The sequence below is a fragment of the Pseudomonas sp. LG1D9 genome (genome assembly GCF_002949995.1).
Classification (GTDB): domain Bacteria; phylum Pseudomonadota; class Gammaproteobacteria; order Pseudomonadales; family Pseudomonadaceae; genus Aquipseudomonas; species Aquipseudomonas proteolytica.
Window position 1 is genome coordinate 6,249,136 of sequence record NZ_CP026881.1, and the last position, 12,887, is coordinate 6,262,022.

A 12,887-nucleotide genomic window follows, 5' to 3' on the forward strand; every position below is an offset into this window, starting at 1 on the left:
AGTTGTCGTCCCTTAACCGCGTGGAGCCGCAGTGCTGGCCAGTTTCACTGCCCTACCAGGCGCGCTTTTGACGGGCGTGGCTTGAGGCAGGTTGCTGGCTTCCAGTGCTTGTCGTTGTTGCGCCAGAGCGGCGAGGGTTTCTTTGCTGGCCATGGGGATGACTTCAGGGGTGACCGGCGAACCTGGACGCACCCGCTGCAAGCCCTTGACGATGATGGTGTCGTCCTTGTTCAGGCCGCTGCGCACGATGCGCAAACCTTCGATCTTCGGCCCCAACTCGACGGAGCGGTAGACGGTGTTGTCACCGTCCATCACCAGCACGAACTTCTTGCCCAGGTCGGTGCCCACGGCTTCGTCGTTGATCAGCACGGCGGAGTAGGTGCCGCTGCCCACTAGCTTCAGGCGAGCATAGAGGCCTGGGGTGTAGGTGCCGTCGCTGTTGTCGAACACCGCGCGGCCACGGATGGTGCCGGTTTTCGGGTTGACCTGGTTGTCGACAAAGTTCATCTGGCCCAGGTGCGGGTTGCCGTCTTCATTGGACAGGCCCAGGTATACCGGGGTGGTGACACCGCGTTGGCCTTGGCGCGCGAGCTGGGTGTACTTGAGGAACACACGTTCGTCGGCATCGAAGTAGGCATAGACCTTGTCGGTGGAAACCACGCTGGTCAGGGCCGTGGTATCGGCGGTGACCAGGTTGCCGGCGGTGATTTCCGCACGGCTGACACGGCCACTGATCGGCGAGGTGACGCGGGTGAAGCTCAGGTTGAGTTTGGCCAGGTCCAGTTGCGCCTGGACTGCGCCAACGGCGGCACGGGCTTCCTGGGACGCACTGGTACGCGAGTCAGCCAGTTCGGCGGAGATCGCGTTGCTGGTGCGCAAGCGCTCACCGCGCTGGGCTTCGTTTTCACTGCGGGTGGCGTTGGCCCGGCCTTGGGCGACCAGGGCTTCAAGGCGGCGCACTTCAGCCTGGAATGGACGTGGGTCGATCTGGAACAACAAATCGCCCTTTTTCACCAGGGCGCCTTCGGTGAAGGCCACTTGATCGATCTGGCCGGAAACCCGTGGGCGGATTTCAACGGTTTCCGGGGCTTCCAGGCGCCCGGTGAATTCGTCCCATTCATTCACCGGTTGTTCCAGCACCTTGGCCACGCTGACTTTGGCGGCCGGCATGCTGGCGGCGGTTTCCGGGGCTTTACCGCAAGCGCTTATGACCAGCACGGCAAGAGCCGCGAGTGTATACCACAAGAGTTTGAGTGACTGGTCCATGGTTCATAAGCCCTGTAATTGTATTAGTTGAACATGATCATCCTTGAACTTTTTATCAATCCAGCAACACTCAATCAGCCAACCATTTGTAACTCCTGCCCCCTCAACCCCCACCTTGCAGAGCTCTGGTGGTGATATTCCAGGAGATCAAGAAAACCTATAACTGCAGAATTAAAAGTGCCATCCATTTCCTCCTCAAACTCCATGACACTTTTTATGGCGCCCGACATATAGTCAACTCCGAACCCGTCAAAAAAATAAAGACGACACCCTATAACCAAAACCTTTTTAGACATTCCCCACAGCCAACAAACTAATGCGTCAAGCAGCGCATCTACTTACGAAATACTGTAACTGAACGCTCAAATTAAAAAGAGACAAAACGTTGACGATTTCAGCCAAACTGATCAGCCCCTCCTCCAACTGCCAACAAGAAAAAGCCGAACACGCAGCGAAAACACCGAACACACTCTAAGCACGACGAATGAATCTAAATTATTAGGAGTCTAATAATAAATTCTTTCTTACGCTTATAAAATATCGTATTTTTCTTTAAAGCAAGCTGAAACAAACCTAATGCTGGCGAATTCTTGAATCCAAACAAAGAAACTTGATTGTTATAATACCCGAAGAAGAAAGACGCTCTATCTTTCCAGTAGCCTCACGCACCAGTGTCGATAGGTCTCGCTCACTTTTACGGTACTTAGAAGTTCTCACTGAGATTAAACCACGAATTTTTCCGTCTACGAAAAAGAGAACTGCCAAGCCAAAGCCTCCCAATACGTGCCCCTATCAACAGGAGCCCAACCTCTTCCATTCCAGATTTTCTTTTGCAACTACGAAGAAGTAAATGCTGTATCAATTATCCTTTCAAGATTTAGAGACGCGACCACGCGTAGAACGCAGAAGGCTAATACAGTTTTGCCCGCAGCACCGGCCTACAGGGAACATTTACGTTCATCTGAAGTTTTTACTGAATAGGCCTCCAGACTTTTATCACGCCCAGCAATTCGGCCTTTCTTATTACTCTCGCCGTATGAAAGTAGCTAACCAGTGAGAGTCAAGTTTTCTCGTCCCAAATGTAAAAATATTCAGTCTCCAATCCCGCCGCCTTTGATCTGATCCGCCGTCAGTCATGCAAGAAATATTAGCCGTTGGATGACTCCTTAAAAGGTTTCCTCACTATTAGGTTTCTCGATCGGCGTAGTATACGCCGATAACATTTCCCTAATACCCGCCAAATACTTTGGCACCTGCAGCCTCGCCAAACGAGGAAAAGGTTTGTATATCAAACTCTTCCGGCGTCAGGCTGTTATTAGCGGCTGAGCGAAAACGGACGCAGTAAGACCGTTATGACGATTGATAACTGCTCTAGGTGTTCAACTGCTTCAACTCACTTTCAGAGCATGAAAATATAGGTTGATCGTTTGACAACAGAGAAATTATCAACTACGTAAGAGCTTCCAAAGGTCAATCAGCAAAAAAATTGGCGGAAATCATCAACTTTTTGTCATTTTTTTTCAGCCGATCTGAATTAAGCTCGCGCAGCAGTTAAAACCGTTGGTTCCATCAAAGCTCGTTTGGATGCCCCCTAAATTTAGTAAGCCTAAATTTTTCAAGAAAACACTCAAAAATAAACTCTTCAGGAGCAACGGATTTCAAGGAGGAGAAACTGTTATGTACGCAACTCGAAGCTGCCATCCCAACGCGAAGATTTTTTATCGGCCCATTGATGCGGCCTTACGTTGGTGTAACTTAATGGCCTTCGAGAGGGAAATTCTTGAGGCAGGGCGGCATTGCACCACCATGCTCAAAATCGCCTTCCCACAGTGGCCATGTTTGCATGCAAATACCGAAAAAATTTTGGATGGGATTCAACATGGAGAACTCGCCTACGGTTGCTTCGGCGTGCCAGTCGCAACTGGAACACCCATTGACTGCAACCAAATAACCGTGCGTCATACTGATCTTAGGTTCTGGATGTCGCGATACTATCCTGACCAGCGACCGGCGTTTCTTTTTGAAGGCTCACTCAAGCAGCAGAATACTATAAGTATAGGTGCATATTTAACCTTACAATGTGATCGGGACGCCTTGCAACTACAGTTAAAAAATATAGAAATAGCCTATCAGCAGTTGTTAAATGAACTTGAAAGTATCGGATTGGAAAAGGAGAACATACATCACCTGCTCAAGACCAATAGTAAGGTTAGCGACCGGAGCGAAACCGCGTACCTCCACATCATCGGTGCAATGGTCAGCCTTTTCCTAGATCACTCCCCCTCGGGAAAACCTCATTCAGTTTTCAGATCCCAAGCTGCCATTGTCGACGCGCTGACCGCTCACCATAAAAACCTGTCTGGCATTTCCAAGCGCACCTTGGATGAAAAATTCGCTGCTGCCAAACGAAGTCTCTCGAAGCGCTGAGTCCCATTGCACCGCAATCATCCCAATTGCAGTGCAATGACTCTCTACCGTTTCTGCTATTCAATTCAGGTCACTTCCCACTACGCGCCAATCGACGCGAGGAGTGACCATCATGTCCAATCAGCTTTCACCTATTGCAGACTTGCTCCAACCGCCGCTCGAACGTCACATCATGCGGCGTGAGGAGGTGGAGCGTAAAACCGGCTTCAAGCGCGCGCACATCTACAACTTGATGAAGGAAGGTAAATTCCCTCAAGCCAAACGCATTGGGCTGCGCGCAGTTGGCTGGGACTCGCTGGAGATCGAGCAATGGATCAATGAACGTTTGGCGCAGCAGGCCTGATGCCATGCGCGTGGTATCAGTGGTGTCCACCAAAGGTGGCGTAGGCAAAACCACAGTAGCCGCCAATCTCGGCGGTCTGCTGGCGGATGCTGGTCTACGTGTTCTACTGCTCGATCTGGATAGCCAACCCACCCTCTCCAGCTATTACGCCTTGAGCCAGAAAGCTGTTGCTGGCGCTCACGAGCTCATTGCACTCAAGTTAACAACGCCTGCACAGATTATTTCCAGGACCGTGATTGCAGGGCTCGACCTCATCATCTCCAACGACGCTCAGGGCCAGTTGAGTACATTACTGCTGCACGCCCCTGACGGGAGATTACGGCTGCGCAATTTGCTCGACGATTTTCGCCCCCGTTATGACCTGCTTTTGATCGACACCCAAGGCGCACGTAGCGTGCTAGTAGAGATGGCCATCCTCGCCTGCGATATCGCCCTCTCCCCCATCTCACCGGAAATGCTAGCCGCCCGCGAACTACGCCGCGGCACTTTGAGGCTGTTCAGTGATCTCGAATCATTTCGTCACCTGGGTATTACGCCGCCACCGTTGCGACTGCTGCTGAACCAGGTAAATAGCATCCGAGTAGACACGCGAATGATCATCCGAGGCCTGCGCGAGACCTTCGCTGGGGCTACCAACATCTCGGTTCTAGAAACCATAGTTCCAGACCGAGTGGCGTATCTCAATGCCGCCTCCCTCGGCCTACCAGTCCACCGAATCGAGACGCGCCGGTCACGCGAACGACGCTCGCCACCAGCATTGGAAACTATGCAAGCGCTGGCCATTGAGTTGTTTCCGGAATGGCGCGAGGCGATATCTACGGTGAACAGATGCGCGGATGTTCAATGAGACAAATCACCCAACTGGCATTTCTCACCCCGTCATTGAGTTTGATCGACCTTGAGACCAACCATGTTTGGCTAGGAGTCTTCTGATGTTGGATCAACTGCCCATCATCGTTCCACCCTCCATTCAACCCCACCACCGACCTTGTGAGGAGTACTGCACTGTGGTCTTTCGCCTGCAGGGTGGGCGTTCGGCCATGAACTGGTTCCTCGCAGAACTTTCCCGACACTTCGAAGGTTCAGGGACTGCCGAGATCGTCAAGTTCGAGGTCGGTGATCATTTGCACAACCGCCGTTAACTGAGGTTATTCAGATGAAAAAGCTCAGTCAGGAGGAAGTCACCGACAAGCTGCATCAGGACCATTTTCCTCGAGCTTCAGAACTGGAGCGGCTGTCCGATCCACTTGCTGACACGCCTATGTTGGTGACGCTGGAGCAGTTGCGGCCGTACGAACACAACCCGCGCTTCATCCGTAATCCTCTATACGACGATATCAAAGCTTCGATCCGTGAACGCGGGCTGGATCAACCGCCACCGATTACCCGCCGCCCCGGAGAGACCTATTTCATCATCCGCAACGGCGGTAATACGCGATTGGCGATTCTCGGCGAGCTGTGGCAGGAAACCCGCGACGAGCGCTTCTTTCGCATTCATTGCCTGTTCCGGCCTTGGAGCAATGAAATCACCGCCCTACTCGGCCATCTGGCTGAAAGCGATCTACATGGCCAACTCACGTTCATCGAACGGGCTCTGGCGGTAGCCAAACTCAAAGCCATGCTCGAACGAGAGGGAGCTGTGCTATCACAACGTGAGCTGGCACGACGTCTTGCCGCTGGAGGCTATCCGATTTCGCAATCACACATCAGCCGTATGTTGGACACCCTTGAACACGTACTGCCCGCCATTCCACAAACCCTGTATGCCGGATTGGGTAAACCACAGATCGAACGACTAATCGGTCTGCGTAGCCAGGCCGAACGAACCTGGAACCATTATCCAACCGTCACTGTTGCGTTCGCCGAGTTTTGGCTCGATACCCTGGGCGACTTTGACACCGACCCCGAGTCATTCGATCTTGAGCAGCTCCAGGATGAACTGCTTGAACGCATGAGCCGTTTACTCGGACAGTCCTACCGTATGTTGGCCCTGGAGCTGAGCGATACCCAACGAGTCATCTCGACGCCTGGCATTGTCATCACCACGCCCTCAGAGAACACCCCTCTGCCGAGCGTTAATGAAGCCGCGGCAGAACCTCTCTCCTCCGAGCAGCATCCCAAATCAACTGAGACCAAGTCCCTGACCGAAACAGCGCGAGAGGAACGGCTCACACCGCACGAAACGAATGTCGTTTCAGAGGTCAGCCCTCCGTCACGTGTTCAACAGATTCGTGAACAGATCGAGCGCGAGATCTCAATCGATACAGCACCGACCGTCGAGGCATGCGCGATCGACGACATCTGGATCATCGCACCCACACTGGATAGCCCCGAAGAACTGCGTTTAGCCATTGCCGGACTGGCGCGGGAAATGGCGACCTATGCCGGACATCCCGAGAGCATCATCGATCAGACGCATGGCTTGGGTTTTGCCCTCAACATCGAGCCACTTGATCTTGCAGCGCCTCGCGCGACCGGCGTTCACCTACTGCTCCTGGCCCTGCTACGCGCTCAAGACGACGTTAACTGGGAGGACCGCAAGCAACTGCCCTCAGCCCTGTTCGGCCAGTTGTTGTTGGGGGTCTACCAACTCCCGCTGACAGATCGTCCCGCCGTGGATGTGGGACTGGAGCGACTGCCCGACGGCTTGCTCATCAAACTGTATCGCCTGATCCGCCTAGCCCGTCGCCTGATCGACTTAACGCTTCCCCATGAAGTCAACTCACCGAAGGAATTGCCATGAGCTTATCCTTCAATGTGCTCAACCAGGCCATGCTGACCCAGGTCCTTCACGAGTTGCGCCTGGGTAACCTGCAACGCTGCAAAGCACTCGGCTTGGGTGAGGACGACATCTACCTGTTGCAATCCTTACCGCCCACCACGCTGTCGCGCCTGGCCCATGCCACCGTACCTTGGGTTGAGGTCAAGATTGACTCGCCGGTGCTACATCGGTTGATCGAGCAAGCCGAACGCGACGAGCAGAACGAACGGCTGATCAATCGAGCGCTCAAGCTGGGCGCCAGCAGCACCATCATGTATCGCTGCTTCGGCTTGGCGCATTCGGAAACCGCCCTGCGTCGACGCCTGCTCAAGATAGAAACCCGTAAGGGCCGTCCTCAGCATTTGAGCGAAGCCCAGGAACATGCGCTCTGGCAGCGATGGTGCCAGCTACGCGCGCAGGACGGTACCGAGGATCAGCTCGACGCCATGATGATGCTGGCCGAAGAACAACAGATCAGCTTGACCATCGTGTGGCAGCAGATCGACCATTACATCAACGAAATATGAACACCGCCCCTTCCAGTCGCTGGCAGCGTGTCCTGCAGCAATGCACCCAACAGCTGAGTGAACGCTGGCCAGCACGCCCTACCACTGAACAGCCCTCTTACCAGGCTCTGCAAGCTGGTTTTCTGTTCAGTGGTCAATCACACGAAGTCGTGCCGCGTCGACTGCTGCTGGATAGTCGGTTGACGCCGTTGGAACGTAATGCCTGGCAAGTATTTCGACTCATGTTGCAAGGCCAGGGCGTGGTCACGCCGCGCTATGAAGATTTGCAGCCGTACCTTTCGAGCGTGCCCTACGGTGCATCAGCTTCCCGTGAAACCATCGCCCGCGTCTTGACGATGCTCAGACTGACCCGCTGGCTCAGCTTGGTGAGTCGCGCCCGCGATCAGATCAGCGGACGTCATCAAGGTTCTCTGTATGTTCTACACGATGAGCCGTTAACCCCCGCAGAGGCCATGGAACTGGATCAGGATTACCTGGAGCTGGTCGGACATGCCCTCGCTCATGCCACCAAAGCGGTGCGTATTGTCGCCCAGCACGTAGTGGAGGAGGTCCGCCAGGACACGAATATCGATCGGGATCGGTTACCGACGCGGCTCGACAGTTGGGGCGAACATTGGACACAGCAAGGATTGGATCGGGCAACCGCTGACGCGTTACGCGACTCCGAACGGGGTGGCGATCACCGCGTTCGGAATCGTGCAGACCTTCGTTCGGAATCCGAACCAGGCTTGAACACCAGCGTTTCCGGCACCGTTCGGAATCCGAACGCCGCCTGTACTGTATTAAAAGAAAGTATTTGTACTGTACCGCGCGCGACCCCGGCGGTGGATAACCTGCTCTGGCCCACCCCACTGCACCTGAGCCCAAGCGAGCATCAGGCCGTCACCGTGGCGTTGAACAAACTTAAACCAGCGGATCGGCAGGCGGTGCTCAACGAAGCGGGGGCACGCTGTGCGGCCGGTGGAATCCGCAAGCCAGCGGCCTATCTGATGGGTCTAATCCAGCGTGCGCTGAAAGGCGATTTTCGTCCTTGGGCAGGTCAGGCAGAACCTTTACCCATTGCAGAACCGCCCCTACCGGCCACCTCGCGATCAACGCGACAACAGGGCGAACCCGCATCCGCCCTCGCACTAGCGTGCCTGAATGAGCTACGCCAACTGCGTGGCAAACGCGGTGGACGTCAGTAGATTTGATGCCACTGGCATCAAATCTACTGACGTCTACATAGTTAGCACTCTTAAACCAAACCGAACAGACCGCATTCAGCTTTTTGGCTGTCTTTACCTCTCATCTGTCGCAACGTTCCCCTCCAAGCGAATGCGAGGACATCACCGTGGCCGATCACTATCAACTCAATCTGGGTTCATTGCGCAGCAGCATTACCCTGACCCTGCACACTCACCACGCCGCCCGTATCTGGCAAGGTCGGACCGCACGCGAAGGCGTCCACTCGATCATGGGCATGGCCGGTTACATCAGTGCCACCAACCTGATCAAACAAACCGCGGCCCAGGATGATCCCTATGCCGACTGGGCCATCGTGCAACTCGAAGAAAAACTGACGCAAGCCAAGATCGGAATGCTGGAACTGACCCAACAGCTAGATCGGATCAGACAAGACCTGCCGACGCAGATCGATATGGGCGACAACCTCAATATCCACCCCGTGACCTTGCCGTTGTATATCGGCAGCCAGCTGGGTTTTCTGGCGGTCTACCTGCTGACCGATTACGACACCCTGGTGCGTCGTACCCTATTGGCCCATCACACCGCCCTGATCGGTCGCAGAGACATGGAAGCCTGGATCGACGACGGTGCCCATCTGCTGCGCAGCCTGTTCGGCCAAGCGCAACGCTATCGGCATGCTGGCGTCACCCGCGACGACATGGCGGCGAACAACGCCCGTGCCATTGCGGCCATTGAGAAACTGGGTTTGCCCCCGATGGACATCCTTGAAGGTATTCGTCGCTCCCAGTTCGCGCCGCCAATCATTCGTCGTGGTGCGGTAGCAGTGGATGATGCTGACGCGTTGGCAGAGGAAGCCGGAGAGCCATCTGCGACAGTGGATGAGTCGGAGGACGAAGCATGAATCCCATGATCCCGATTCAACCAATGCCCTTCGAAGCGTTGACACCGGATGCTTATCGGCAGCTCGAACACGCGGCCTCCCTAAAAGGCCTTTTAAAACCTTTTAAGGGTAAGGGGGAGTTGGAGCAGCTGGCGCAGATGGCGAGGGAAATCGAGGCGCAGTTATGTGACTTGATGGAGGCTGTGGTGCAGCAAGCCGGACAGCCCCCTTACTCACTGCTGGGTATCCGATTGGTGCTGCAGAACACCAGCGCTGGCAGCACCTTTTTGCGTTGGCGCACCCGTGACTTCACCCGTATGGGGGTGGCGGTCTGGGAACGCCAGATCTCCAACAAAGCCCTGACGCAGGTAGTACGCGAGGGATTGCGCCGTTTCGAATGCAATCGCATCGCACTGAATCTACAGATGAGTGTGGTGCATTCGCTCTACCGCCAGGCCACGACCTGTGCGATCAAAATGGACAGTGCCGAACGGCTGCTGCGCCAGTTCACAACCGCAGTGGAGGTATCACGATGAGTACTTTTTTCGTCGGCGAAGGCAACATCGGCAGTGCGCCAGAGTTCCAGGAATTCGCCTCAGGCAATGACGAGCCACGGCGTTTGCTACGGCTGAATGTGTACTTCGACAACCCCGTGCCACGCGAGGGCAGCTATGAAGATCGAGGCGGCTATTGGGCGCCGGTTGAGCTCTGGCACCGCGAGGCTGAACACTGGAGCACGCTGTACCAGAAAGGCATGCGTGTGCTGGTCGAAGGCCGCACCGTACGCGATGAGTGGGAGGACAGCGAAGACAATGCGCGGGTGACCTTCAAGATCGAGGCCCGTCGAGTCGGCATCCTACCTCGCCGGGTGCACAGTGTGGTCATGCGGGAACGCTCCAGTGAACCGGCGGCATCTGCGACGCACGTCGGGCAAAATACAGAGCAGGCCAGTTCAGCTACGTCCAAACCCAGAAAGCGCAGAGGACAGCCATCTACGGACTGACTTCAGGCATAAAAATTGCGCCTTTGCGCGAAGTAGCTGGTTGTTATTACTCGCTGCTCGTGAAGATCCACACTATCGTCCACGCTACAATCGGCTAGCGGCCTCGGACCATTTATGCCCGTCCTCACCGACTAATATGAGGAACCTGCCATTCAGGTTTCTCATATCTCGCAACGGCTGTTTCCAACAACGCTGCTCCGAACTCAATCCGGAGTAGTTCCATGCGTCTCTTCCTCTGCGAGAAACCTTCCCAAGGTCGTGACATCGCCAAGGTTCTCGGAGCCACTCGACGCGGTGATGGTTGCCTGATCGGCACCGATTCAACCGTCACCTGGTGTATCGGACATCTGCTCGAGACAGCCCCACCTGAAGCCTATGCCGATCAGTACAAATCCTGGTCGTTGGATCATCTACCGATCATTCCCACGCAGTGGCAGGTTGAGGTCAAACCCAAGACTGCCGCGCAGTTCAAAATCATCAAACACCTGCTCAGCGAAGCCTCCACCGTCGTTATCGCCACCGACGCCGATCGCGAAGGTGAAATGATTGCCCGCGAGTTACTGGAGCTCTGCAAGTATCGAGGCCCCGTTCAGCGCCTCTGGTTATCCGCACTCAACGAGGCGTCGATTCGCAAAGCATTGTCCTCGCTGAAGTCCGGCCAGGAGACCTTCCCGCTCTATCATTCAGCCCTCGCCCGCAGCCGCGCCGACTGGCTGATCGGTATGAACCTTAGTCGCTTGTTTACCCTCCTCGGACGGCGGGCGGGCTACGACGGCGTATTGTCGGTTGGACGCGTCCAGACACCCACTTTACGTCTGGTAGTCGATCGGGATCGCGCGATTGCCAGCTTCGTCTCGGTACCCTACTGGGACGTGGATGTGCACCTGTCCTCAATGGGGCAACCATTCATCGCATCGTGGTTACCACCAAGCTCAGGACGAGATGAGGCCGGTCGTTGCCTGCAGCAGGCGCTTGCCCGTCACGCGGTCCAAGCGATCTCTAGCAGTAAGACCGCCACAGTACTCTCGCTGCAGACTGAGCATTCCCGAGAACCGCCGCCCCTGCCCTTAGACCTGAGCACACTGCAAGAAGTCTGCTCACGCAAGCTGGGACTCGGCGTTCAGGAAACCCTGAACATCGTCCAGGCTCTGTATGAAACCCACAAAGCCACCACCTACCCGCGCAGCGATTGCCGATATTTGCCTGAGAGTATGTTCGACGAGGTACCCGCGGTATTCGATGCCCTGTTCAAAACAGATCCCGCACTGCTGCCCGCACTGGGAGGACTCGATCGATTACTGCACTCCCGTGCGTGGAACGATGCCAAGGTCACAGCGCATCACGGCATCATCCCCACCATCGAGCCGGCGAACCTGGCGCGGATGTCCGAACAAGAACGCCAAGTCTACGAACTGATTCGTAGCCACTACCTCGCGCAATTTCTTCCGCATCATGAGTTTGATCGGACCCAGGTCGAACTGAAGTGTGGCGAAGAACGATTGACCGCTGTTGGCAAACAGATCCTGGTCCAGGGCTGGAAAGGCTTGCTCTCCGACAACACCGAGGACGATGCGCCCAGTCAAAAGTCTCAAGTCTTACCAGACTTACAACAAGGTACTCAGTGCGCAGTGGACGACGTCGAACTCAAGTCCATGCGCACTGCCGCTCCCAAACCACTCACTGAGGGCGATCTGATCAAGGCCATGAAAAATGTGGCCAAGCTGGTCAACGACCCACGCCTGAAACAAAAACTTCGGGACACCACCGGTATCGGCACCGAAGCCACGCGAGCCGGTATCATCAAGGCGTTGATTGATCGCGGTTATTTGCTGAAGAAAAAACGCGCCTTGATGGCCTCCGCAGCGGCCCGTACCCTGATCGAGGCGGTACCTGCTGCGGTCGCGGATCCGGGTATGACCGCGATCTGGGAACAGGCTCTGGACGAAATCGAAGTGGGACGTCTGACCCTGGATGCGTTCGTCGCCAAGCAGGCGACTTGGATTGCGCAATTGGTCGAACACTGCGGAACGCTCACCTTGGCGGTACCTGTCGAAGCCGGTCCAGCGTGCCCCATATGCAATGCCTCAACACTCAGACGAAAGGGGAAATCAGGGCCATTTTGGTCGTGCTCCCACTACCCAGACTGCAAAGGCACTGTGCCCATCAGAAAAGATTCGTGTCGCCCATGACGCGCCATTGAAGATCAACATGAATATTGGAGGCGATGTACTGGTCAGTGCATCATCAACGGCGGCTGATACCTCTCTAAGTCGCTGAGTGGTTGTCCAATTTCACGCGCCAAGGCGATGCCTGTCGAAATCCATATCTGCCCTAGTTCGTTGAACGCTTTCAGGTGAGCAGGATTTTCGTTGAGCCAACGGACAAGGCTGTCGAAGTGTTCGTGGTTATCAGGGCAATCATGAATCTTGATGAACAGCTCCAGTGTTCGATCCCAGATCAGATCCATGACGTTCTCGCTCTGCTCTTCCATG

General features: G+C 55.2%; 13 protein-coding genes. 11 read left to right on the forward strand and 2 right to left on the reverse strand.

All coding sequences use genetic code 11. The annotated features are described in order from the left end of the window. Positions 1 to 12: 12 nt before the first annotated feature. The gene (mexE, locus tag C5F71_RS28630) at positions 13 to 1,266 is read right to left on the reverse strand and encodes a multidrug efflux RND transporter periplasmic adaptor subunit MexE (RefSeq protein WP_029290909.1); all 1,254 of its coding nucleotides are present in this window, start codon (positions 1,264 to 1,266) and stop codon (positions 13 to 15) included. 1,677 nt (positions 1,267 to 2,943) lie between these two features. Between mexE and C5F71_RS28640 the strand changes: the two genes are divergently transcribed. The 11 genes from C5F71_RS28640 (at position 2,944) to C5F71_RS28690 (ending at position 12,584) form a co-directional block, all read left to right on the forward strand. Further along, complete coding sequence (locus C5F71_RS28640; protein WP_029290906.1) at positions 2,944 to 3,693, forward strand: hypothetical protein; 750 nt, start codon at positions 2,944 to 2,946, stop codon at positions 3,691 to 3,693. Positions 3,694 to 3,805: 112 nt separating this feature from the next. Beyond that, positions 3,806 to 4,036 carry an AlpA family transcriptional regulator gene (locus C5F71_RS28645; RefSeq protein ID WP_029290904.1) on the forward strand — a complete coding sequence of 77 codons (231 nt, stop codon included), beginning with the start codon at positions 3,806 to 3,808 and terminating at the stop codon, positions 4,034 to 4,036. A gap of 4 nt (positions 4,037 to 4,040) precedes the next feature. Beyond that, on the forward strand, positions 4,041 to 4,883 hold the full coding sequence (locus C5F71_RS28650) for a ParA family protein (RefSeq protein ID WP_029290902.1): 843 nt from the start codon (positions 4,041 to 4,043) through the stop codon (positions 4,881 to 4,883). 85 nt (positions 4,884 to 4,968) lie between these two features. After that, entirely contained in the window at positions 4,969 to 5,178 is a 210-nt protein-coding gene (locus C5F71_RS28655) for a hypothetical protein (protein WP_029290900.1), read from the forward strand. Positions 5,179 to 5,192: 14 nt separating this feature from the next. Continuing rightward, positions 5,193 to 6,779 carry a ParB family protein gene (locus C5F71_RS28660; protein WP_104912566.1) on the forward strand — a complete coding sequence of 529 codons (1,587 nt, stop codon included), beginning with the start codon at positions 5,193 to 5,195 and terminating at the stop codon, positions 6,777 to 6,779. Next, entirely contained in the window at positions 6,776 to 7,324 is a 549-nt protein-coding gene (locus tag C5F71_RS28665; protein WP_029290896.1) for a DUF2857 domain-containing protein, read from the forward strand. Before C5F71_RS28660 ends, C5F71_RS28665 begins: the two co-directional genes overlap by 4 nt. Next, positions 7,321 to 8,511, forward strand: coding sequence for an STY4528 family pathogenicity island replication protein (locus tag C5F71_RS28670; protein ID WP_029290894.1), 1,191 nt, complete (start codon positions 7,321 to 7,323; stop codon positions 8,509 to 8,511). Before C5F71_RS28665 ends, C5F71_RS28670 begins: the two co-directional genes overlap by 4 nt. Before the next feature lie 146 nt (positions 8,512 to 8,657). Further along, positions 8,658 to 9,413 (forward strand): PFL_4669 family integrating conjugative element protein, encoded by a 756-nt coding sequence (locus tag C5F71_RS28675; protein ID WP_029290892.1) that lies wholly within the window; start codon positions 8,658 to 8,660, stop codon positions 9,411 to 9,413. Next, positions 9,410 to 9,928: a DUF3158 family protein gene (locus tag C5F71_RS28680; RefSeq protein WP_029290889.1), complete on the forward strand. Its 519-nt coding sequence runs from the start codon at positions 9,410 to 9,412 to the stop codon at positions 9,926 to 9,928. Before C5F71_RS28675 ends, C5F71_RS28680 begins: the two co-directional genes overlap by 4 nt. Beyond that, positions 9,925 to 10,395 carry a single-stranded DNA-binding protein gene (locus tag C5F71_RS28685; protein ID WP_029290887.1) on the forward strand — a complete coding sequence of 157 codons (471 nt, stop codon included), beginning with the start codon at positions 9,925 to 9,927 and terminating at the stop codon, positions 10,393 to 10,395. Before C5F71_RS28680 ends, C5F71_RS28685 begins: the two co-directional genes overlap by 4 nt. Before the next feature lie 221 nt (positions 10,396 to 10,616). Further along, positions 10,617 to 12,584: a DNA topoisomerase III gene (locus C5F71_RS28690; RefSeq protein ID WP_104912567.1), complete on the forward strand. Its 1,968-nt coding sequence runs from the start codon at positions 10,617 to 10,619 to the stop codon at positions 12,582 to 12,584. A gap of 44 nt (positions 12,585 to 12,628) precedes the next feature. Here the strand turns inward: C5F71_RS28690 and C5F71_RS28695 are convergent, their stop codons facing one another. Next, positions 12,629 to 12,886, reverse strand: coding sequence for a hypothetical protein (locus tag C5F71_RS28695; protein WP_029290884.1), 258 nt, complete (start codon positions 12,884 to 12,886; stop codon positions 12,629 to 12,631). Between the last annotated feature and the right edge of the window lies 1 nt (position 12,887).